Source organism: Bacillus sp. FSL P4-0290 (assembly GCF_037975435.1).
GTDB classification, from domain to species: domain Bacteria; phylum Bacillota; class Bacilli; order Bacillales; family Bacillaceae; genus Bacillus; species Bacillus subtilis.
The window spans coordinates 3,236,884-3,257,382 of the sequence record NZ_CP150253.1; the positions used below are offsets into that span (position 1 = coordinate 3,236,884).

Below are 20,499 nucleotides of genomic sequence, written 5' to 3' on the forward strand. Positions count from 1 at the left end.
TTATCAATTATAAAAATAATCATATCCAAATGTCATGTGACAGTCAAATATAATTTCAGTGACAAATATTTTTTAAAGGCAAGGCTGAGTATGTCTCAGCCCATTGAAAGATGCGGTCCGTCAGGGTGAAGCGCAAAACGCAGCGCCCGGCTGACCAAAACAGGAAGAACTGAAATATGTCCTTCTCCTGAAAACTCGCAAAATTCCGCCCGTATGCCTTGTTCAGATAAAACGGCCAGCCGCTCATAAAGCTCCCTCGCATTGTCGTTCATCCGGCTTTTATGATGCTGCTCCAATTCTCCTGCGGCAAGCAGGATATTGATAGGCTGATTGTTTGTCTTGGTGAGAGAGACGAAATGGTCCGTTTTCTCGAGAATAAACGGTTTATTCCAATGAATGGACGGACTTCCCGCGATATACGTTTGAAACGCATCGGGCTTTGTTAGCAGCACCTGCAGCACGAAAAGCCCTCCGAGCGAATGGCCAAAGATTGTTTGTCTTTTTTTATCAATCTGGTAATCTCGTTCTATCTCCGGTTTTAAATCCTCTTCAATAAATCTGAAAAAGCCCTCCGCTCCGCCATGCTCCGGCCATTCTCTGCCGTCGGGCCTTTCCGGCAGCTTCGATTGGGCTGTTGGCATTGTAAAATCCCGGTGGCGTGCTGAGGAGAACGGCTCCGCTGTCTCATAGCCAATGCCGACGATCACTGCAGGGATCACCCCGGTTTTTTCGGGTCGGCGTCCCTGTATTCGAACGGCTTCCGTCATCGTTCCGAAGACAGAATTGGCATCCAGCAGATAAATCACAGGATAACCAGCGGGTGGCGGCGGCGTACTAGGTTTCGAGATAAAAATGTGATAGGTACGGTTTTCATTGCGTGAAGACATCATACGCACTTCCGTACCAGGAATCGTAAATGCGTTTGATGTCCCGCCATTTGTCCGGTCTGTTGTTTGCTCTTTCATGCAGTACGACATTCCTCTCCTTAAACTAAACCGCAATGTATGATAATGATTTTCACTATCAACTAGACACCTCAAATAATAGGTTTTCTTCCAAAGAAAGTCAACTTTTTCCCGAATAAAAAAGGCACCTTGATCAAATAAGGTACCTGCAGACTATCAATATGGAAGTAAAAACCTAATAAAGATGCGTATTGTCCTATTTGAAATAGAACCTTAATCCCATGTAAACCTTTGATTTTGCCAAGGGTCGCCTCTCATGTGATAGCCATTCCGCTCCCAAAAGCCAGGGTGATTTTCTTTCGTAAATTGGATGCCGCGCAGCCACTTGGCGCTTTTCCAAAAATACAGATGCGGAAATACACCCCGCAGCGGAAAGCCGTGTTCAGGGGTTAAAGGTTCGCCATTATGCGCATAAGCCAGAAGGGAAGTTTCCGCTAAGAAATCATCAAGCGGCAGATTGGTCGTCCAGCCCTCTTCAGCATGTAAAATGACGTAGCCCGCTTCTTCTTTTACACCCGCTTTTTCCGCTATATCACAAGCCCGCACGCCTTGCCACACATTATCAAGCCTTGACCATCCCGTGACGCAATGAATGTCGTTTTTCGATTCATACCTTGGAAAGGCTTTGACATCTTCAAAGCTTAGCAGCATCGGATGGTCAACCAAACCGTATACTTGAAGATTCCATTTCGTCATATCTTCGTAATATGGGACATCTCCGGTATGAAGCACAGGAAATGAAGTGGTGACGTTTTGATTTGGCGGCACTCTTCCAGATTGATCGGACTGTCTTGTTTTTCCGAAATACATATGGGCCTCCTTTTTGTTAACCTAAATTAAAATCATGTTGACAATCTTTTTGTTCTTTATTACTCTATGATTGTGTATGTCAACCTAAGGGGGAACAACGATGAAACAACGTAAACTTCGTGCGGGAGATATGGCGCTGATTGGCATGTTCGCCGCACTTATGGCTGTCGGGGCCAACATTACATCAGTAGCACCCTTTTTACAAGTAGCCGGCATTCCGCTTTCGATGCAGCCGTTTTTCTGTCTCTTGGCAGCTTTGCTTCTTGGCAGCAAACGGGCAGCGATTGCCATGATTGTATATGCACTTGTCGGATTGGCCGGAGCGCCTGTGTTTGCTCAATTTTCAGCAGGCTTCGCACCGTTTGCAGGGAAAAGCGGCGGGTTTATTATCTCATACATTCCGGCAGCATTTGCAGCGGGATGGTTTTTAGAACGAAACATTCAGCCAAGTAAAATTCGATTTCTCATTGCTTCACTTATCGGAACGGCGATCATGTATCTCATCGGCACTACCTATATGTATCTTGCACTGAAGCTGTGGATTCATACGCCAGTGAGCTACGACACGGCTTGGGGCTTTATGATTTGGTTTATGGTAAAAGATACAGCGCTGACTGTGATACTGTCGTTTATCGCACCAGCAATCTACCGCTCTATTCATAAAGCAACCGGCTTTAACAGAAATCACATATCATCTACGTAAAAACCGTTCTATTGGACGGTTTTTTTATCATAACGAGAAAAGGCTCCCCAGTAAAGGGGAGCCTTTTTCCTATAAAACAAGCGCTGCAATCCAGCCAAAGATGACAAGCGGAATATTATAAAATATAAATGTCGGCACACAAGTATCCCAAATGTGGTGATGCTGGCCGTCCGCACTCAAACCTGAAGTCGGCCCAAGCGTACTGTCACTGGCAGGTGAACCGGCATCGCCGAGGGCAGCAGCAGCTCCGATAATCGCAATCGTTGCCATCGGGCTGAATCCAAGCTGCATGCATAGAGGCACGAAAATGGTTGTGATAACAGGAATCGTCGCAAAAGAAGATCCGATCCCCATTGTAATTAATAAGCCGACAATGAGCATCAGCAATGCGCCCAAGGACTGACTGTGTCCGATAAAACCAGCTGACGTTTTGACCAGTGACTCGACATCTCCGGTTTTCGTCAATACGTTTGAAAACCCGGCTGCAACAAGCATGACAAAGCCGATAAAGGCCATTAAAACCATTCCATCAGTAATCAGTGAGTCCGCTTCATCACGCTTCATCACACCACTGACAAACAGAACAATCAGACCAGCGAGCGCCCCCATAATCATTCCTTCTACTCCCAAAGTCTGAGATAAGTAAAGCTGGACGCCGAGTGACACAACAATGGCTAGAACCGCGATACCAATGCTTTTTCTCGTATATGGCGATGCTTCTGCACCTGAAATGTCTTTTGTTTCATATTGTTTCGGTTTACGGTATACGATCACTGATAAAATAAGGCCGACAACCATACCTGCAACTGGAATAATCAGTGCGTACGGAATGTCAGCAAGCGGAACGTTTAACCCGGCATCCGCCATATTGTCCTTCAGCATGCCTTGGAAGATTTGGCCGAAACCCACCGGAAGCAAAATATAAGGAGCCGTTAAGCCAAATGTAATTACACACGCGATCAGACGGCGGTCCATTTCAAGTTCATTAAAGATTTTCAAAAGCGGCGGAATCAGCACCGGGATAAACGCGATGTGAACCGGAACGACGTTTTGCGAAAAACAAGATACAATTAAAATAATCAGCACAATCAGCACCTTAGACAGTGCTTTTTTTCGAGAATCTTCTTTATTTCCGATTAATTTAACGGAGGCTTCCACCATTGCGTCCGGAAGACCTGTTTTCGTCAAAGCGGCGGCAAACGCGCCAAGCATGGCATAGCTAACTGCAACGGTGGCATTTCCGCCGAGACCGTCTGTGAAAGCTTTAACCGTTTCGCCAAGACCGAGCCCACCTGTTAACCCGCCGGCCAAGGCGCCTATAATTAATGCGATAACAATATTGACACGCAGCAGGCTTAATACAAGCATAAGCAGGACTGCGATGACGACTGCATTCATGATGATACCCCTCCAAAAATCCTTTAGTTTGCTAATGTAGTAGATAAATAAAGTACGAACGTATCGTATCATAACCGATCCACTTTAGTCAACTAAAGATTTCGGAAGTAAAAATCCCTGCCGCATCATACAGCAGGGATTTTTCATTACTCGTTTTTATCTTCTTCCAATGTAAATCGCTCCGCAAGTGTAGCCAGTGTTCTTGCCATAACGCCAGTAGCCCCGGCCGGCCCGAAGCAGGTTGCTTTATTGGCAGTCGCTGTTCCTGCAATATCAAGGTGAACCCAAGGTGTTGACTCAGCGAATTCACCAAGAAACGTTCCTGCCATAATCGCATGTCCCTCGCGTCCCGGTGAATTGTTGAGATCCGCCATTTGGCTGCTCTTCACGCGTTTTTTATCCTTCTCTGTTATCGGCAGCTGCCAGATTGCCTCGCCGCACTCTTGTGCAGCATCAGCTACCTGCTGGTAAAAGCTTTGATCATTTGTCATTGCACCGGTTGTTTCAGTTCCTAATGCCACAACGACGCCGCCGGTAAGCGTAGCTACATCGACAAGAACTGACGCGCCATGCTGTTTCGCGTATGTAATGCCATCTGCAAGCACTAGCCTTCCTTCAGCATCCGTATTAAGGATTTCTATTGTTTTTCCGCTTAAAGATACGATCACGTCATCCGGCTTCATGGCCCCGCCGGAGATCATATTATCGGTTGATGGAATAACGCACAGCACGTTTTGCTCAGGACGAAGCTCTCCGATCGTTTCCATAGCACCGAGAACCGCAGCTGCTCCTCCCATATCTGATTTCATGCCGACAATTCCAGATTTCGTTTTAATGGAGTAGCCGCCTGTGTCAAAGGTAATTCCTTTCCCGACTAGTCCGACGACGTCCTCCCATTCCTTTTTGCCCTGATATTTCAACACAATCATTTTCGGCGGTTCGGTGGAGCCTTGGTTTACCGCAAGTATTCCGCCCATACCGAGCTCTTCCATCTCTGATTTCTCCAATATCTCACACTCAAAATCATATTTCGCCGCAAGCTCTTCAGCATACGAAGCGAGGTCAGTCGCTGTCAGCATGTTTCCCGGCATATTCACAAGCGTTCTAGCCGAATTTGTCCCTTGTCCGTATGCCTGGCCGACGCGAAGCCCGGCCTGCACTTCCTGTGTATCTTCATCTGTTACAACATACACGGCTTCAATTTGTTTGTCAGGCTCATTTGATTTGTGCTTATAATCCTGCACCTCATAGGAAGCAAGCAGGCAGCTCTCAGCTAAAGCATGAGCGGCATCGGCTGGAGGCACGTCTTCCGAAATAAACGTATCAAGCAGGACAGCAGTTTCTTGTTTTCGATCTTTATGAATGGCTTGAAAAACATGAGCAAAACGTTCCTTCGCCTGTTCAAACGAATAATTAGCTTCTCTCCCCAGACCAACGAAATAAATCCGTTTCATACCCGCAGAAGATGGAGGGAATACTTTTGATACTTGATTCGGTTTCGCAGAGACATCACCCTCTTTTAAAAGCTGTGTCAGATGGCCTTCGAGCATTTCATCAATTTCCAACGCTTTTCCTGTCAGCTGGCTTTTTTGAAAAAGCCCGACCACAAGGGTTTCTGTATGCTCTGATTGTTGAACCGCATAAAACATGAGGCTTACACTCCTAACGTAATGGGTATTTGTAATGAACAATGGTATAATAGGAAAAACATTCTTTCCACTATACTTATTTTAACAAACAACAGTCTAAGACTTGCTTTTTTCTTTTGAAACACGAAGGATTTTTCAAATAGAAAGGATGTCGCCGATGGAACTTTTAACGAATTTTCCTTTATTATCAAGCCTGGCCGCAATTATTTTTGCTCAGGTCATCAAAGTGCCCATACAGTTTATCGTGTCCAGAAAACTGGACTGGTCGCTGGTCACAAGCACAGGCGGCATGCCGAGCTCTCACTCCGCAGCGGTCACTGCGCTTTCTACAGGCGTAGCCTTGGAGCATGGATTAGACTCCTCACTCTTTGCGGTTTCCGCCATTTTCGCCGTCATAACCATGTTTGACGCAACTGGCGTCAGACGCCACGCCGGTGAGCAGGCAACAGTCATTAATAAGCTTGTTATTGATTTTAACCGTTTCGTAAATGAAGCGAAGGACTTCCCTAAGGCTGCAGAGAAAGAAAAGCAAAAAAAGCTGAAAGAGCTTCTCGGACATCAGCCGATCGAAGTCTTTTTCGGAGGATTAACAGGTATTTTACTGACATTGGTACTCGCTTACTTTTTCATGTAAAAAAACGCTCCTGCTTTCGCTGGAGCGTTTTATTCTTTCACAGTTTTATATTGATTTCTGAACACTTGCAAAGATTTTGTTTCATTGAGCTTCTCAAGCTCATCCTCGGTAATCTTTCCCGTTCCCTTTTTAATCACATATACATCAAGGGTTTTTTTGCCCCATTCATTGTATACATCTTTGACTGTCTCAAAGTACAGATCAAGGCGGTTTCCCTTAATAGCTGATCCTGTGTCGGCCACAACTCCGAGACCGTAGTTCGGAATGAATAAAATTGTTCCGATCGGGAAAACGGACGGGTCAGCAGCAACCGTGGAATATAAATCCCGTTTCACTTTCACACCTGAATATGTAAGCCCGTATAATGGATCACCGGGATTTTTGCCCGTCGACTCAGCTCCTGCTGTGTAGCCTGTTGCTGTTACTCTTTGGACTGGATATTCATTCCAATCAAATGCCTCTTCTAACGGTTTTGTTTTATCCTCAGCCGCGGACGTGGTTTGTGTTTGTTTCTGCTGCAATGCTTTTAATGTCAGTCCTGCATGCTTCAAGTGCTTTTCCTGATGTTCCTGCACCCATTTTGACAAGTCCTTCGCTTCAATTCCTGACACTGATAAAAATGTCGTGCCAAATGCAAGCAGAAATAAACAGGTCATCAGCAAACGTCTGATCATATTCAACATCATTCACCTCTCCTCCGAATCATTGTTCCCAAGTGGAGAGAGCATTATTCAAAATGGTGAATGAGCTGAACGCATAAAAAAAGCTTTCTTTAGAAGAAAGCGGCATTTAAAACATTTGATATCCTCTTTTTCTAAGCATGTTGATCGCTATACCGGACACGATGGCGCCGGCCAAACCGCTGACTAAAATCAGCACATCAGCAGCCGCTAATGATAAGACACGATGAAACAGGCTGGCAAAGGATTCTCCCGGCGACTGGACATAGCTGATCAGCTTTTCTTTGCTGATAATGAAAAGGCATACAATTGGATAAATCACAGCCATAATCCAAGACATTCTCAGCAGCATGTTTAATAAGAAACCGATTCCAAAAAACAAGACAAAAAACAAAACAATTGAGATGATTACGACTGGCAGACTAATCAACCTATTCCACCCCCCTGCGTTGTTTTTAGTGTAACGCGGGGGCTGAAATAAAGTCAACGGCTGGAAAAAGAATGACTGTCTTTTCCTGTCCCCTGGCAAGACGGACAAGTCTCTGAACCGCCGAGAATCAATTGAAAATATCCTTTCCCTGAACAAAATGGGCATGCATGTGAAGCGGTTGTCGTTGCAGTTTTCATCTAATCATCACCCTTTTTCTTAATTTTCTGATAATATACCATATCAAGCTGTCAACAATAAAGTCAGATCATGTGACAAATCTTTTGATGTAAGCGGAAACATACTTGTTTTCCTCTCGTTCTCTTTTTATTTTGGCGTTTTTTAATAAAGAAAACCCGCTTCCGCGGGTTTTTAGAAAAACTTGAACTTGCCTTTTTTCAATGTCAGTCCGAGTCCGCCAATCATAAACAGTGAGCGGTTATCAATGACTTTTTTCATAAACGAAGCGGGCGTGCCTTTCAGCTTTCTGCCATAAACAACCCCAACCGCGTTATGCTCGCCAAGAGAAGCCACTGTTCCCTTAATGTCCGGCTTGAATTCCTCAAGCTCTCCGCCTTTAATAAGCCTGCCAAGGTTTTTAGCGACCGTTATGCCCTGCTGCATTGCAATTTGCGCAGTCGGCGGATACGGACGCTCTGTATCTTCATTCATAAACAGCGAGCTGTCGCCGAGAATAAAGACATTGTCATGTCCCGGGGCGCGGAGATCAGGGTTGACTTTGACTCGGCCGCGCATATTTTCAAAACCGGCTTCCTCCACAATCGGATGGCCGCGGACACCTGCCGCCCATACAACGGTTTGCGATTTGATCTGCTCTGGTTCTTCATCTTTTTTGCCGACTCTGACTCCTTCTGGTGTACATTCTTGTACAGCCGTTCCGATCTTGAACTCAACTCCGTTTTCCTCAAGATAATGTACGGCGTAATCAACAAGTTCCGGATCAAAGCCCGGCAAAACGGTCGGCGCTGCTTCCACACAAATAATGCGGACAAGACTTCTGTCAACGTCATACTCCTTACAGAGCTCCGGCACGCGAGCAGCCAGCTCGCCAAGAAATTCAATTCCCGTAAATCCGGCACCGCCAACAACGATCGTTAACCTGTCCGGCCGTTTTTCCGCTTCCGTATTGTAAGTCGCAAACTGCAGCTCAATATGTTCCCGCAGCAGGCGCGACGTGTTGATGTTGGCAATCGGAAACGCATATTCTTTTAAGCCTTTAATGCCGAACGTTTCAGGCACGGCGCCGAGCCCGATGACTAAATAATCGTACTGCAATTCTCCATTCGCAAGCACAACTTTTTTCTCATCAATTTTGATTGCCTTTACGGTATCCTGTACAAAATTAACCCGTGACTGGTTGATTACATCTTTTATCTGATAACGGCAGCGGTCATGATGGAGCGTACCCGCGCTCGCTTCATGCATCCATGTCGTTTCATAATGATAATTGTGTTTATTTACAAGCGTAATGTCAGCATCATTCGGCCCGACATACTTCGTCAGCCTTGTCACCGTCATCAATCCGCCATATCCTGCACCTAAAATCACGATTTTGGGCTTATTCAATGCCATCACATCCACCTTCTCTTTTTTTGCTTTTGTTAGACCCATAATAAAATCATCATTTGTGTTAGCTTCAGCTTATTGGCGGGATTTTATGAAATATATTGAAAAGTTTTTTGTGAAGTCCTTACCCGTAGCACTATTATCATGTTTATCCGGCTGGCCCAAGAAACATTCAGAAAAAGATCATTTCATTTGGTTATTATCGTAGCGGCCTGCGGAAATATTTTCAAGAACGGATGGGCACGTTAGATCCTTACGATTTTTTCTGCTGACTCGTCAATTTGAACGGCAATATGGTATAATTAATAACAATTTTCATTTAGGAGGCAATTTTCGTATGCGAGAGGATACAAAGGTTTATGATATTACAATTATAGGCGGGGGACCGGTCGGCTTATTCACCGCTTTTTACGGCGGGATGAGACAGGCAAGCGTCAAAATTATCGAAAGCCTGCCTCAGCTCGGCGGACAGCTTAGCGCCCTATACCCTGAGAAGTATATATATGATGTAGCGGGATTCCCGAAAATCCGTGCGCAAGAGCTTATCAATAACCTAAAAGAGCAAATGGCGAAATTCGACCAAACCATTTGTCTGGAGCAAGCGGTTGAATCTGTTGAGAAACAAGCGGACGGCGTGTTTAAGCTTGTAACAAATGAAGAAACCCACTACTCTAAAACGGTCATCATCACTGCAGGAAACGGCGCATTCAAACCGAGAAAGCTGGAACTTGAAAATGCCGAGCAGTATGAAGGCAAAAACCTCCATTACTTCGTTGATGATCTGCAAAAATTCTCCGGCAGACGCGTTGCGATCCTTGGCGGTGGAGATTCCGCGGTTGACTGGGCGCTTATGCTTGAGCCAATCGCAAAAGAAGTATCGATCATTCACCGCCGCGACAAGTTCCGCGCGCACGAGCACAGTGTGGAAAACCTTCATGCGTCGAAGGTTAATGTCCTGACACCATTCGTCCCTGCGGAGCTGATCGGCGAAGGCAAAATCGAACAGCTAGTGCTTGAAGAAGTGAAAGGCGACCGCAAAGAGATTTTAGAAATTGATGACTTAATCGTCAACTACGGTTTCGTTTCATCTCTTGGACCGATCAAAAACTGGGGCCTGGACATCGAGAAAAATTCCATTGTCGTGAAATCAACAATGGAAACAAATATCGAAGGCTTCTTTGCAGCAGGTGACATTTGTACATACGAAGGAAAAGTCAACCTGATTGCCAGCGGCTTCGGTGAGGCACCGACAGCAGTGAACAACGCCAAGGCTTACATGGACCCGAAAGCCCGCGTACAGCCTCTTCACTCAACAAGTCTTTTTGAAAATAAATAATAAAAAAAGGAGCTTGTGTCTGTGACACAGCTCCTTTTTTATTTGAAGATATTTATATAATTCAATGCAGTTCCTACAACCAGCGCAATCACAAGGGCTGCGACTACCCAGATCATTGCCATAATAATGCGGTCCTGAATCTTTTGGGACTTCGGTGTTTTTTCTTCGTTTTGGGCCATCTTATTCGCTCCTTTCCCATGTCCATGCCATAAAGAAAGCCTGGTGCTAACGACCAAGCTTTGCTGAACGTATATCATTCGCGTTTTGATCCGCTCTCTAAGACCATTCGTTAAAACTATGATACCTAAACTCACCCTGCATGACAAGCTTCGGCACTTGCACCACACCTGCCAGCAAATCATAATGTTTGACATCCTAAATAAAACAGAGTACATTATAGAAGGCGAACATTTCATATATTATACTTTTAAATATTCGTTTTTAGGAGTGAAAACCATGGAAAACGTATTTGATTACGAAGATATTCAGCTAATTCCTGCAAAATGCATTGTGAATAGCCGTTCAGAATGTGATACATCCGTACGTTTAGGCGGACGTACATTTAAATTGCCCGTCGTCCCTGCCAATATGCAGACGATTATAGATGAGAAGCTAGCGATTCAATTAGCCGAAAATGGCTACTTTTATGTCATGCACCGATTTGAGCCTGAGACACGAATTGATTTTATTAAAGATATGAACGCACGCGGGTTATTCTCTTCTATCAGCGTGGGCGTCAAAGATGAGGAGTATGAATTTGTCCGCCAGCTGGCAGAAGAAAATCTGACTCCTGAATACGTGACAATTGACATTGCTCACGGGCACTCAAATGCTGTCATTGAAATGATCCAGCACCTTAAAAAACATTTGCCGGACAGCTTTGTTATTGCTGGCAATGTCGGAACGCCGGAAGCGGTCAGAGAGCTTGAAAATGCGGGAGCGGATGCCACTAAAGTCGGCATCGGACCGGGAAAAGTATGTATTACGAAAATCAAAACCGGCTTCGGCACAGGCGGCTGGCAATTAGCGGCGCTGCGCTGGTGTGCCAAGGCTGCCAGCAAACCGATTATCGCGGATGGCGGCATCCGCACCCATGGCGACATCGCAAAATCAATCCGATTCGGCGCAACGATGGTCATGATCGGTTCACTATTTGCCGGACACGAAGAATCGCCAGGCCAAACGATCGAAAAAGACGGAAAGCTTTACAAGGAGTACTTCGGCTCAGCCTCTGAATTCCAAAAAGGCGAAAAGAAAAATGTCGAAGGCAAAAAAATGCACGTGGCGCATAAAGGCTCAATCAAGGATACACTGATTGAAATGGAGCAGGATCTTCAATCTTCTATTTCTTATGCAGGCGGAACAAAGCTTGACGCCATCCGCAATGTGGATTATGTAATTGTGAAGAATTCCATTTTTAATGGGGATAAATATTAATCATAAAAAAACGCCAAGTCAGCGGCGACGCTTGACTTGGCGTTTTCTGCTACTTCTTCAGCAAAATATGCTTATATTCGCTTTTTGAATGTATCTGTCATCAGTTCTGCCATTTGTTTTGCATTTGGATTTTCTTCATTTTGCAACTGTTCAATGATGTTCATATAATCCGTTTCATTTCGGTTCTGGCTTAATTTATATGCCGCTTGAATGTCTTCCACCTTAATCTTAAATCCAACGATACCTTTCAATTCACGTTCTAAGAGTTTTGGAGAAAGCTTATCCCATAAAACAGGATTGTCACGATGTTTTTCGTATTTCTCCAGCATGATTGTTAATTCTTCTGCTAATTCATCTTTCTCTAACATACTTGCTTTTCCATACATGTGGACAGCCTGATAATTCCACGTCGGAACATTTTCGCACGAATACCATGAAGAAGAAATATAAGCGTGCGGTCCCTGAAACATCACAAGCACATCTTCACAGGCTTCAAACGTTCTCCACTGAGGATTTCCATAAGCGAAATGCCCCGTAATATAGTAATGATCGTCTTTTTTATTGAATCCTAACGGCAAATGTGTGGCAATTGGTTTTCCTTGTTCTGTTGTGACAACCGTACCAAAGGAGTTTTCTTGTACAAAATTCCAAATTTCTTCAGCATTTGTGACTTTAAAATATTTTGGAATATACATCATCATCCACCCTTCGAAAAATATTATATGAGTGTTTTAGCCATGATTAAATCCGTTTGCTCTTCATCACCCATATAAAAAGAGTGGGCGCCGGTCTGAACAAACCCCATTTTCTTATAAAAGGCAATGGCATTTTCATTTTTTTCCCACACACCTAGCCAAATGTTCTTTTTATTACGTTCCAGCGCAATTTCTATCGCTTTATTCAGCAGATGTTTGCCAAGCCCATGTTTTTGAAAGCTGTTCTTTATATAAATTCTCTCGATTTCAAGTGATTCAGCACCCATTTCTTCAGACTGAGCATCATCGATATTGACCTTTACATATCCAGCGATTTCATGATCAAAGTAAACAAAAAAGAATTGCGAAGACATATTGGATAACTCTTTTTCCAGCTGCTCAGTGTTAAATGCGCTTTCTAAATAGGCTTTCATATTTTCAGGTGAGTTCTGTTCTTTAAAAGTGTCATTGAATGTTTCAATACTCAATTGTTGAAGTGTTTGTAAATCTTCCCGGCTGCATTTTTTCATTTTTACACTCATTGTTCGGATTCAGCCCCTTTATTTAAAATTCAATTGTCTTGTGTCCCTTTTTTAATATATTTAAACACGGAACAGATACTGACCTTGTTACCATTCCAAAAATCTTCTTCATCATCAACTCCCTATCGTGATTTTGTTGCAAATGCAATAAAATATACCCCACATTAAATATAGCGTAACTTTGCTGTATTTACAACAAAAATCAAACAACAAAGCAGCGTTTCTCTTGCCGAAGTCCCCGGAACTCTCTGCATCATTTCCCCATAATAAAAACGCCTCCCTTAACGATGATTTATCGCTAAGAAAAGCGTCAGTAATAGTTGCTATCCGTTTTTAGTGCTTAGCACTCTTCAGGCTTGCCTGCATTCGTTGCTGTTCTGAACGAAGAACCGCAGCCGCATGAAGCGATGGCGTTTGGATTGTCGATGGTGAAGCCGGAATCCTATTCCCGATGGCCGAAACGCTAGTTTATCAACGTTTAAGCCGCGGAAACAGTGACGTTATTGTATTTCGCGCTCGATGATTACCGTTTCAATGACGGTTTTTTTCGTTATCCACATATTACACAATTTTTCCGAACAAGACAAGCGTTGTTATCCACATCCCGAAAATTAACCGCTAAAATAATCCTCGCGATCCACTTCGTACCCCATCGATTTGAGAGCCCGTTCTATCTTCGACCACGTCGAATGCTTCGGGACGTACTCGGTATCGTTACATAATTTCGAGACTGTCCCGCGACTAAGCTTCGCCTTTTCCTCGATTTCAATTTGCGTAATTCCTTCTCGATCAATCCACTTTCCGAACCTTGTCCGAGGCTTGCCGATATTGAAAAACGAAAACATGTCCGCACCCTCTCCCGTTTTTAAAAACAGCCTTGTCCATAACGTCATTTTTTATACCTCGCGAAAGAAAATGACATACTGGACAAACGACGCAGCGTAACGTTTACTACACAGCACCTACACGGTAGCTACACAGACGATTCCCTTACGCTTATAGATAATCGACCGCACTTAAAACAAAACTCCGTAACGGTTACAACCGTGTTAACCTACCGCACTTTAGGCCGGATAAACGCCGGTATAAAAGGAATCGCAAAACTTGTTAAGGAGTGAGAGAGTTGAGTAAAACGAAACGAAAGAACGACCGAGGAACGCGAGCTTTTTCGTTTGTGCCGGGATTAACGTTAGAGGGATTTTTCGATATGTCTCCGGAGGTAGTCGGCTTGTACGTTTTGGTTGGCGGAGCCGGTCTTGTCTGTATAGGCGCAGCTTGGTTAGAGGGACGCTTGTTTGGCGGTAAATTCTCGTATATTGCGGACGCGCTTAACGGCTTGCTTAAGATCGGCCTACCCGTTGGATATTTCGCTTTATTGATTCGGTTCTTCACCACGTTATAGGAGGCGATCACCTTGCCGAAAGTATTAGATATGCTCCGTTCTATGCACGCTAAAAATACGCTGAAATATGCTTTTAACGCTGCGAATCTGTATATCGGAAATCGGCTGTCTAACGGTAAGGAGGCGCGACGATATCCTAAGATTCATGACGTCACTATAAACGAACATTTCACGCGTTATGTCTTCACGCTACTCAACGGTATGGACCCGAAAGACGTCGCGAAAAAGGTGTACGTTTTTAAGCAAGTGTTCGGGGAAAGTATCGAGTTAAAAGGCGAGCTTAAGAAGTACGTATTAACGATATACAAACGTCCACAAGCCGGAGCCCTGCCGTATAGCTTCTCGAATATAGGGCCGGCTTTGGTCGGTAAAGGGCTGCCGATTGTTTGTGGAAGGGATATAAACGGAAATTGGATGGTTTACGACGCAATAACGGAACCTAACTGCCTTATATCCGGAGAGCCCGGCGCAGGGAAAAGTACGCAGCTCCGTAGTATTTTGACAACGCTCATCCAACACAAGACGTCCGACGAGCTTCACCTTTATTTAGGCGATCTGAAGATGAGTGAATTTCACTTATTCAAACGTGTCGGCCACGTAAAAAGCGTATGTGTATATCCGGAAGACCTCGCCGTTATGCTCTCCTTTCTTGCGATTGAATTAAAAAAGCGCAGCGAGACGTTAAACAAACATAGCGTTACGCATGTCGATAAACTACCGACCACGATTAAGCCACCTTATATCCTGCTTTGCATCGACGAGATCGTTATGATAATGGACGATAAAGAAATGCGAAAGATCATCGTTCAGTTAGTATCGCTTGGGCGAGCGCTTGGTATTTACGTAATCTTAAGCTTGCAGCGACCTTCTCACGATATCCTCGATACAAAAATACGCAGCTTATTAACGGTTAGGGTGGGCTTTCGTACTACGGACGCATCTAACGCAAAAATTATCGGTACGCCTGGAAGTGAACGGATTAGCAAAACGACGCCCGGCAGGTTCGTAATTAAACGCGATGAACTAACCGAACTGCAGGCGCCTTATTTATCGGAAGAGAACGCCGATAAGATTCTCGACGCGTATCGGATCGACAACTGGAATAACCGTTTTGTTGACGGCCCGCCACCGCAACCACCGGCAGCCGAGCCGGAAATATTAACGGAAAAGGACGTGTTTATCGATGGCCCTTACTAACCGAGATAAAGCGATCATTGCGGACCTTAATAAATTTCGCGTAATGGATCGCGATATGATTGCCGAGCTACATTTCGGAAATTTGCGCAGACCAAAATACGCAGCCAATAACGTTCTGCTGCGGTTACTTAGAGACGGACATATTCAGCGATCTACGGCGCGCCAGCCTTACGTTTACTTTGGCGGCGAAACAACGATGAAAAAGAACAGCGCCAAGATCGATCATTTTCTTGCGATAGGTAACGTATATAAGGAGATGCGAGGGCAGGCGTTGGAGTCGTTCTTGGTGGAGCCGAAGTACGGCGATAAAGGTACGGTCGAGCCGGATATATTTGCGTTATATCGGCGGACGCCTTTCTTTATCGAGGTGCAGCGGTCAATCTATTCGGAAAAACAGATGCGCGAAAAGTTAGACCGGTACGAAGCGTTTTTCCAGTCGGGCATTATTGCGCTGGAAGCGTGGCAGAATCCCGAGCGGATAATGTTTCCGCACGTACTGATTCTATCGGACACGCGATACGGGCTGCCTTCGTTTCCGTTTAAGGTATTTCAGGCGCCGACATTCACCGCGTTCATTCGGTCGATAACAAAGCCGAAAGAAAAGCAATCGTCTGCATAAAAAAAATCGCCCCATCCGCGAAGGATAGGGCGTGGATTGTTACTTTTTAAACGCTTGATGTTCGAAATAACTGTCGGCAACTATTTCGAAATTCTTGTATTTGAATTCTTTCCAGTTTATTTCATCGGCGGTTTTTCGCTCTAGCTGAATCGATAGGACTTTTTCAAAAGATGAGTTGCCTTTTGCGTCCTCCAAAGGAAATTCCCACGTTATTAAAACCCTACCGACGGAAGTATCTTCAAAAATCTTAGGAAAAAGTTTTTCGCCCTCTTTAAGCATTCCCTTTTTCACCATATTGTTAGTTAAATTACTACTTCCGTTTAAAGTAACGTTAACGGTTTTAATTCCTCGATTATTCTCGTCTACGTCATCAAAGATATCAAGCTTCTTCAATTTTTCCGTATCTTCTGTTCCTTTTTCCTTAAGCTCATCCGCTATAAGCATCTTTACGTTTTTATCCGTTACTTTAAAAGGCTCGGCTTTCTTGCTTTCTGCGCTGTCCTCTTTTTGCACCGCACCAGTATTAACGCTATCTTCACTACATGCCGACAATAATAAAAGTGGTACAGAAAGTAACAATAAAAGCATCTTCCGCATAGGAATACCTCCGTCGTATGTTAGTAAAATTATACTACGGCGCCAAACTTATACGCAATGAGTTTTTATGTACGCGAGCACCTACGTTATCATACGTAAGCACTCGCTAAAAGTTTCGTTATTATTTCGTTGTGCCTTCGCGCTTGGCTCCGAGTTCAAAAAGACCTGTCGCAGCTAATCCCGCAAAGCCGCCAGCCCATAATCGCAGCACCGAGTCGAGGTCAGTAAACGGATAAGCAACCGCACCAAGTCCGATGCCAATCACGAAGCTTAAAGCCGGGATTACATTAGTCGGAAGCTTAACCGTTTTCTTAACGAGTTGAACAAGCGCCGTTAGAATAGGCGCCAGTACAGTCGCGAAAATTAAAACGTCTTGCATAGTATCGTCTCCCTTTCGTTATTTTACTGTTGCGCCAGTTGATTTCGCAGCGTAGATATTTACTTTTCCGAACTGATCCGTTTTGATCGTATAGACGTCCGTTTGAGGGTTCGCAAGGACTTCGTATTTCAGGCCGCCGAATTTCTTAGGACGCAAGTAGCCGCATTCATTTCCTTTAACCGGCGCTTTGTTAGTCGGATAGATACGCCAAGAATCGGCCGAAGCCGGAAGGTAAACGTATTTCTTTCCTTTAGAGGTTGACGTTGAACCGCCTTTAAGCTTGAGCACCTGCCCAACCGTAATTTTATTCGCGTTCTTGATGCCGTTGTACGATTGAAGCTTCGCCACACTTACGCCTGTTTTCTCCGCAATTTCAGAAAGTGTATCGCCTTTCTTGACGGTATAGGTAGATCCGGAAGCTTTAGGCGCTGATTTCTTCGCGGATGAAGATGACGTTGATTTACCGCCGAGTGCTTTAAGTTCCGCCGCAATATCCGCTTTTACTTCTTCCCAACGATCTTCAGCGAGAACCCTGTGCGGGCAATATTTTCCGGACCAGTCTTGGTGCTTACGTACGCGATCAACGCCCCAGCCACGCTCTTTCAATAATTGCGCGATAAATTTAATCGCAAGCTTTTCGGCCGCTTTGTACCTAGCGCCGCCTGACTTCGAATAGCAAACCTCGACGCCGATAGACGTACGGTTTCCGGAATCTGCTCCGTTACCATCTCCGGTATGCCACGCGTTTCGATCTGTCGGAATGCCTTGTACGACCTCCTTATCGTCCACCGCGAAATGATATGACACTTCGTTGTTGTTTCCGATCATGTACCGAATCTCTGCGTCCGCTGAAGCGTCGTTCGCCGTATTGTGGAACGTAATGTACTTCGCATCCATTGAATACGGACACTTAACGGAATACTTACTTGATGCGACCAGATTCTTGCGTACTGAAATCGCCATTTTATCGTCTCCTTTCGAAATAAAAAAGCCCGCCGGGACTCTCACCTGACGGGCGTAATGCGTTTATTTACGTAAAAAGCGCGATACCTACCGTAAGTAACATTCCTACTACGGTCAGCATCACGCCCCATACCCATTTCGTATTTGCTTTCATGTCCGCTATATCTGCGCGATTCTCTTTCGCCAATGCCAATGCTTCTTCGGATTTCTCGTCAGCACGTTCAGCCTTCGTTTTGACTTCGTTAAAGAAATCGACCTTGGTGTCTATCCGAACCAGCCATTCGCGAATGTCCGCTATTTTATCGTTGAGCTCGTTGTTACTCGGCTCCGACATTATGCGGCCTCCTTTCCGTTATTTACTCAGTCCCAGTAGATCCGTCAGTCGCCCCAGAAGGCCCTTCGCTGGGAGGTTCCGTATCGCCACCGTCAGTGCCATCATTCGTCGGCTCCTCGGTTGCGGGCGGCGTTTCAGCCGGTGGTTCTTCAGGCGAAGGCTCTGCCGGAACAGTTCCAGAATAAACTTCGCCAGTGATTGCGGCATATTGTTCGCGAGAAATTTTACCGAGTTCGACGAACCGTGCGACCTGCTGCTTATCGTAGTAACCTTTCGCGTAATAAAGCTTGATAGCGTTATACAAGAACGTATTCTCCTCCAATTTACAAGACCCCTTTCTCCGTTGTTAACACGATAAGTTCCGCGATAATCTGATGTGCTGTTTCGGCGCCTTCTTTTGCTTTTTTGACTGCTTCGGTTGCTTCGTTTAGTTGCTTGATTAATACCGAGTTCGCCTGCTGCGTCGTTGTAAGTCCGGCTTGTAATTCCTCGACGGAAGTTCCGGAATCAGGCGCAGGCTGTTCGAGGTACTTCTGATAAGCCGCCTCTAATTCTTCCGCAGACGGAATCGGTGCGTCTAGATACCATTGATTTTCGTCTATCCACTGCTGATCGCCATCCACCATTACGACATAGTCACGATTCGCTACCGCATTCGGGAATAAAATGGTCATTGCTAATCCGATATTCATTCGTTAACCTCCTTATATACCCGGCGGTATGTCGCCGATACGGTAGATATCGAAATAGTTGTACCAACCGGAGCCTGACGTAATCGTCAAGTCCTGACCGGCGCCCACGAAGATAAACATTTCGATATAGTCTCCGACTTCTAACGGAACTGTAACACCACTTGCGTAATGGCCTTGGTTGAATTTGTCTGCCGCAGTATTATTAGGATCTTGCCTATTTTGGTGAATTACTTTATATCTAGTGCCGTTTTTGTAAAGGTTAAGCTCAACGTTGTTGTACTGTTTTTTACGGTTGATATATAAACCTGTACCAACCATATACATACCTCGTACCTTTGCGATGAATCGATTATTGGAAGTATTGAACTGCGAGTGAGAATCTGAGATTACGCGATCAAATTTAACCTTTTGAGTAGCGCTTTGTATCAAAGTTTGTTCATTCGTAACTGAAACATTGCACCAAGAGTTATTACCGAACAGGCTGTGCCACTTACTCCATCCAGTCGTAGAATAATAAGTTCGCACCCAACCGCCGGTGTATCCAATGTTGTTACCGGCGCCCATGAAGTGCTGCGCCATACGTCCAGAAGAATACTTTATCGTCATAGCAAATCCGTATGTCATGGGAAAACCCGTCTTTCCCTCGTCATTAACTGTTTGAACGGTTACTCCGATCGGGTACGTATCTCCGCTGGCCGTTGCATCGGTTAACGTAAGCTGAGACTTGTTGAGATTAATTGTCTCCGAAGTAATTGCGGCAATAGCTGCCTCGGTTGTTGCTTTATCTGCAACCGCAGCCCAAGGCATCCAAGCGCTCGCTCCGACTCCGAAGTTTCTATAATAGATATTTTTATAGTCATTAGCTGTAGCCGAGCTTCTATACGGAATAAAAACTTGCAGCGTGCCGCTACTATTGTTCGACTTTATAACTTGTAAAAAAGCCGTCCTGTAAATCGGCATGTTTAGTATCGTCGGGTTAGTCGCGTCTGTTCCGGGAATCAAATAATAAAAACCAGGCGTTGTTAGATCGTTTAGATCTCCGGAGGTTACGGACGTAGCAAACCCTTCGTCTGTCGTCAGTTTGAACAGCTGCCCGTTATCTGTTTTCTGCGCGTATCTATCCAAGCGATTTTTAAGCGAAGTATCCGTCGTACCATCGTAATTGGTCCGTGCCGCAACAACCTCCGCATTACTATCGCCCTTACTCGCTTCGATTACGAGGTTATCAACGTATGCATTGACCGCTTTTAACGCCGTGTCTACGTTAGTTCCTTCGTAACTTATTTGCGATGCCGAGTGCGCGATTTTAGCGTTTTCGTGCGTATCTAAATCGCTGCTTTGCTTATTTAACGCATCCTCGATGGTTTGCGCGTCTTGTTCTTGTTGCTTAAGGCGCGTCGCGTTCTCGTTCGGAGAATACGTTTTTATTAATTTAATCGCCATGATCGTCCTC

General features: G+C 44.9%; 26 protein-coding genes and 1 pseudogene. 7 read left to right on the plus strand and 20 right to left on the minus strand.

From position 1 onward, the window contains the following. Window positions 1-95: 95 nt before the first annotated feature. Window positions 96-965, minus strand: a complete 870-nt coding sequence (gene besA, locus MKY10_RS16990; protein ID WP_032722448.1) for a ferri-bacillibactin esterase BesA — start codon at window positions 963-965, stop codon at window positions 96-98. 213 nt (window positions 966-1,178) lie between these two features. Beyond that, entirely contained in the window at window positions 1,179-1,775 is a 597-nt protein-coding gene (locus tag MKY10_RS16995; protein ID WP_003228739.1) for a sulfite oxidase-like oxidoreductase, read from the minus strand. A gap of 100 nt (window positions 1,776-1,875) precedes the next feature. Between MKY10_RS16995 and MKY10_RS17000 the strand changes: the two genes are divergently transcribed. Further along, window positions 1,876-2,478, plus strand: coding sequence for a biotin transporter BioY (locus tag MKY10_RS17000; RefSeq protein ID WP_048654917.1), 603 nt, complete (start codon window positions 1,876-1,878; stop codon window positions 2,476-2,478). A 69-nt stretch (window positions 2,479-2,547) separates the two neighbouring features. Here MKY10_RS17000 and MKY10_RS17005 read toward each other — a convergent pair whose 3' ends face one another. Beyond that, window positions 2,548-3,876 (minus strand): Na+/H+ antiporter family protein, encoded by a 1,329-nt coding sequence (locus tag MKY10_RS17005; RefSeq protein WP_003228736.1) that lies wholly within the window; start codon window positions 3,874-3,876, stop codon window positions 2,548-2,550. 146 nt (window positions 3,877-4,022) lie between these two features. Continuing rightward, window positions 4,023-5,525, minus strand: a complete 1,503-nt coding sequence (locus MKY10_RS17010) for a leucyl aminopeptidase (RefSeq protein ID WP_015251314.1) — start codon at window positions 5,523-5,525, stop codon at window positions 4,023-4,025. A gap of 157 nt (window positions 5,526-5,682) precedes the next feature. Between MKY10_RS17010 and MKY10_RS17015 the strand changes: the two genes are divergently transcribed. Beyond that, window positions 5,683-6,159, plus strand: a complete 477-nt coding sequence (locus MKY10_RS17015) for a divergent PAP2 family protein (protein ID WP_003244337.1) — start codon at window positions 5,683-5,685, stop codon at window positions 6,157-6,159. A gap of 29 nt (window positions 6,160-6,188) precedes the next feature. On the opposite strand, the gene spsC is transcribed toward MKY10_RS17015, so the two are convergent. The 4 genes from spsC to MKY10_RS17035 form a co-directional block, all read right to left on the minus strand. Further along, entirely contained in the window at window positions 6,189-6,845 is a 657-nt protein-coding gene (spsC, locus tag MKY10_RS17020; protein WP_015251313.1) for a stationary phase survival protein SpsC, read from the minus strand. A 103-nt stretch (window positions 6,846-6,948) separates the two neighbouring features. Continuing rightward, the gene (locus MKY10_RS17025) at window positions 6,949-7,269 is read right to left on the minus strand and encodes a YuiB family protein (RefSeq protein WP_003243877.1); all 321 of its coding nucleotides are present in this window, start codon (window positions 7,267-7,269) and stop codon (window positions 6,949-6,951) included. A gap of 53 nt (window positions 7,270-7,322) precedes the next feature. Then, window positions 7,323-7,466 carry a YuiA family protein gene (locus tag MKY10_RS17030; RefSeq protein WP_003243733.1) on the minus strand — a complete coding sequence of 48 codons (144 nt, stop codon included), beginning with the start codon at window positions 7,464-7,466 and terminating at the stop codon, window positions 7,323-7,325. 172 nt (window positions 7,467-7,638) lie between these two features. Then, complete coding sequence (locus tag MKY10_RS17035) at window positions 7,639-8,859, minus strand: NAD(P)/FAD-dependent oxidoreductase (RefSeq protein WP_010886605.1); 1,221 nt, start codon at window positions 8,857-8,859, stop codon at window positions 7,639-7,641. A gap of 331 nt (window positions 8,860-9,190) precedes the next feature. On the opposite strand from MKY10_RS17035, the gene yumC reads away from it, so the two are divergent. Beyond that, a complete protein-coding gene (yumC, locus tag MKY10_RS17040) occupies window positions 9,191-10,189 on the plus strand; it encodes a ferredoxin--NADP reductase 2 (RefSeq protein ID WP_015251312.1) in 999 nt (332 codons plus the stop codon). A gap of 38 nt (window positions 10,190-10,227) precedes the next feature. Here the strand turns inward: yumC and MKY10_RS17045 are convergent, their stop codons facing one another. Then, window positions 10,228-10,368: a hypothetical protein gene (locus tag MKY10_RS17045; protein ID WP_003228723.1), complete on the minus strand. Its 141-nt coding sequence runs from the start codon at window positions 10,366-10,368 to the stop codon at window positions 10,228-10,230. 277 nt (window positions 10,369-10,645) lie between these two features. Between MKY10_RS17045 and guaC the strand changes: the two genes are divergently transcribed. Continuing rightward, window positions 10,646-11,626, plus strand: coding sequence for a GMP reductase (gene guaC, locus MKY10_RS17050; RefSeq protein WP_029725886.1), 981 nt, complete (start codon window positions 10,646-10,648; stop codon window positions 11,624-11,626). A 71-nt stretch (window positions 11,627-11,697) separates the two neighbouring features. On the opposite strand, the gene paiB is transcribed toward guaC, so the two are convergent. From paiB to MKY10_RS17070, 4 genes and pseudogenes are all read right to left on the minus strand, one after another. Then, the gene (paiB, locus tag MKY10_RS17055; protein ID WP_044052465.1) at window positions 11,698-12,321 is read right to left on the minus strand and encodes a protease synthase/sporulation negative transcriptional regulator PaiB; all 624 of its coding nucleotides are present in this window, start codon (window positions 12,319-12,321) and stop codon (window positions 11,698-11,700) included. A gap of 23 nt (window positions 12,322-12,344) precedes the next feature. Next, on the minus strand, window positions 12,345-12,863 hold the full coding sequence (paiA, locus tag MKY10_RS17060) for a spermidine/spermine N(1)-acetyltransferase (RefSeq protein ID WP_014477872.1): 519 nt from the start codon (window positions 12,861-12,863) through the stop codon (window positions 12,345-12,347). 340 nt (window positions 12,864-13,203) lie between these two features. Next, window positions 13,204-13,299, minus strand: a pseudogene (locus MKY10_RS17065) (iron-sulfur cluster assembly accessory protein); the annotation flags it as partial. 175 nt (window positions 13,300-13,474) lie between these two features. Further along, window positions 13,475-13,708, minus strand: a complete 234-nt coding sequence (locus MKY10_RS17070; protein WP_259606945.1) for a helix-turn-helix transcriptional regulator — start codon at window positions 13,706-13,708, stop codon at window positions 13,475-13,477. A gap of 269 nt (window positions 13,709-13,977) precedes the next feature. On the opposite strand from MKY10_RS17070, the gene MKY10_RS17075 reads away from it, so the two are divergent. Genes MKY10_RS17075 through MKY10_RS17085 form a run of 3 tightly spaced genes read left to right on the plus strand, consistent with a single transcriptional unit; the run spans window position 13,978 to window position 16,081 of the window. Next, complete coding sequence (locus MKY10_RS17075) at window positions 13,978-14,265, plus strand: hypothetical protein (protein WP_339225957.1); 288 nt, start codon at window positions 13,978-13,980, stop codon at window positions 14,263-14,265. 12 nt (window positions 14,266-14,277) lie between these two features. Continuing rightward, complete coding sequence (locus MKY10_RS17080; RefSeq protein WP_339225958.1) at window positions 14,278-15,462, plus strand: FtsK/SpoIIIE domain-containing protein; 1,185 nt, start codon at window positions 14,278-14,280, stop codon at window positions 15,460-15,462. Next, window positions 15,449-16,081 (plus strand): hypothetical protein, encoded by a 633-nt coding sequence (locus MKY10_RS17085; RefSeq protein ID WP_339225959.1) that lies wholly within the window; start codon window positions 15,449-15,451, stop codon window positions 16,079-16,081. Before MKY10_RS17080 ends, MKY10_RS17085 begins: the two co-directional genes overlap by 14 nt. A gap of 39 nt (window positions 16,082-16,120) precedes the next feature. Here MKY10_RS17085 and MKY10_RS17090 read toward each other — a convergent pair whose 3' ends face one another. The 7 genes from MKY10_RS17090 to MKY10_RS17120 form a co-directional block, all read right to left on the minus strand. Next, window positions 16,121-16,678, minus strand: a complete 558-nt coding sequence (locus tag MKY10_RS17090; RefSeq protein WP_326070219.1) for a hypothetical protein — start codon at window positions 16,676-16,678, stop codon at window positions 16,121-16,123. A 121-nt stretch (window positions 16,679-16,799) separates the two neighbouring features. Then, a complete protein-coding gene (locus tag MKY10_RS17095; protein ID WP_339225960.1) occupies window positions 16,800-17,057 on the minus strand; it encodes a holin in 258 nt (85 codons plus the stop codon). A gap of 18 nt (window positions 17,058-17,075) precedes the next feature. Next, window positions 17,076-18,020 carry an N-acetylmuramoyl-L-alanine amidase gene (locus MKY10_RS17100; RefSeq protein ID WP_339225961.1) on the minus strand — a complete coding sequence of 315 codons (945 nt, stop codon included), beginning with the start codon at window positions 18,018-18,020 and terminating at the stop codon, window positions 17,076-17,078. Window positions 18,021-18,087: 67 nt separating this feature from the next. Then, window positions 18,088-18,354 carry a hemolysin XhlA family protein gene (locus MKY10_RS17105; RefSeq protein ID WP_088110622.1) on the minus strand — a complete coding sequence of 89 codons (267 nt, stop codon included), beginning with the start codon at window positions 18,352-18,354 and terminating at the stop codon, window positions 18,088-18,090. A 22-nt stretch (window positions 18,355-18,376) separates the two neighbouring features. Further along, window positions 18,377-18,676, minus strand: coding sequence for an XkdX family protein (locus tag MKY10_RS17110; protein ID WP_250623237.1), 300 nt, complete (start codon window positions 18,674-18,676; stop codon window positions 18,377-18,379). A 1-nt stretch (window position 18,677) separates the two neighbouring features. After that, a complete protein-coding gene (locus MKY10_RS17115; RefSeq protein ID WP_339225962.1) occupies window positions 18,678-19,046 on the minus strand; it encodes an XkdW family protein in 369 nt (122 codons plus the stop codon). Window positions 19,047-19,058: 12 nt separating this feature from the next. After that, window positions 19,059-20,489, minus strand: coding sequence for a hypothetical protein (locus MKY10_RS17120; protein ID WP_339225963.1), 1,431 nt, complete (start codon window positions 20,487-20,489; stop codon window positions 19,059-19,061). Window positions 20,490-20,499: the final 10 nt, after the last annotated feature.

Bases quoted from the DNA above. Each gene is read 5' to 3' on its own strand.
- MKY10_RS17005 (WP_003228736.1), bottom strand. From the start codon at position 3,876: ATGAATGCAGTCGTCATCGCAGTCCTGCTTATGCTTGTATTAAGCCTG.
- MKY10_RS17045 (WP_003228723.1), bottom strand. From the start codon at position 10,368: ATGGCCCAAAACGAAGAAAAAACACCGAAGTCCCAAAAGATTCAGGAC.
- guaC (WP_029725886.1), top strand. From the start codon at position 10,646: ATGGAAAACGTATTTGATTACGAAGATATTCAGCTAATTCCTGCAAAA.
- MKY10_RS17015 (WP_003244337.1), top strand. From the start codon at position 5,683: ATGGAACTTTTAACGAATTTTCCTTTATTATCAAGCCTGGCCGCAATT.
- MKY10_RS17105 (WP_088110622.1), bottom strand. From the start codon at position 18,354: ATGTCGGAGCCGAGTAACAACGAGCTCAACGATAAAATAGCGGACATT.
- MKY10_RS17035 (WP_010886605.1), bottom strand. From the start codon at position 8,859: ATGGCATTGAATAAGCCCAAAATCGTGATTTTAGGTGCAGGATATGGC.
- paiA (WP_014477872.1), bottom strand. From the start codon at position 12,863: ATGAGTGTAAAAATGAAAAAATGCAGCCGGGAAGATTTACAAACACTT.
- MKY10_RS17085 (WP_339225959.1), top strand. From the start codon at position 15,449: ATGGCCCTTACTAACCGAGATAAAGCGATCATTGCGGACCTTAATAAA.
- MKY10_RS17000 (WP_048654917.1), top strand. From the start codon at position 1,876: ATGAAACAACGTAAACTTCGTGCGGGAGATATGGCGCTGATTGGCATG.
- spsC (WP_015251313.1), bottom strand. From the start codon at position 6,845: ATGATGTTGAATATGATCAGACGTTTGCTGATGACCTGTTTATTTCTG.
- MKY10_RS17010 (WP_015251314.1), bottom strand. From the start codon at position 5,525: ATGTTTTATGCGGTTCAACAATCAGAGCATACAGAAACCCTTGTGGTC.
- yumC (WP_015251312.1), top strand. From the start codon at position 9,191: ATGCGAGAGGATACAAAGGTTTATGATATTACAATTATAGGCGGGGGA.
- MKY10_RS17090 (WP_326070219.1), bottom strand. From the start codon at position 16,678: ATGCGGAAGATGCTTTTATTGTTACTTTCTGTACCACTTTTATTATTG.
- MKY10_RS17030 (WP_003243733.1), bottom strand. From the start codon at position 7,466: ATGAAAACTGCAACGACAACCGCTTCACATGCATGCCCATTTTGTTCA.
- MKY10_RS17120 (WP_339225963.1), bottom strand. From the start codon at position 20,489: ATGGCGATTAAATTAATAAAAACGTATTCTCCGAACGAGAACGCGACG.
- MKY10_RS17100 (WP_339225961.1), bottom strand. From the start codon at position 18,020: ATGGCGATTTCAGTACGCAAGAATCTGGTCGCATCAAGTAAGTATTCC.
- MKY10_RS17070 (WP_259606945.1), bottom strand. From the start codon at position 13,708: ATGTTTTCGTTTTTCAATATCGGCAAGCCTCGGACAAGGTTCGGAAAG.
- MKY10_RS17115 (WP_339225962.1), bottom strand. From the start codon at position 19,046: ATGAATATCGGATTAGCAATGACCATTTTATTCCCGAATGCGGTAGCG.
- besA (WP_032722448.1), bottom strand. From the start codon at position 965: ATGAAAGAGCAAACAACAGACCGGACAAATGGCGGGACATCAAACGCA.
- MKY10_RS17095 (WP_339225960.1), bottom strand. From the start codon at position 17,057: ATGCAAGACGTTTTAATTTTCGCGACTGTACTGGCGCCTATTCTAACG.
- MKY10_RS16995 (WP_003228739.1), bottom strand. From the start codon at position 1,775: ATGTATTTCGGAAAAACAAGACAGTCCGATCAATCTGGAAGAGTGCCG.
- paiB (WP_044052465.1), bottom strand. From the start codon at position 12,321: ATGTATATTCCAAAATATTTTAAAGTCACAAATGCTGAAGAAATTTGG.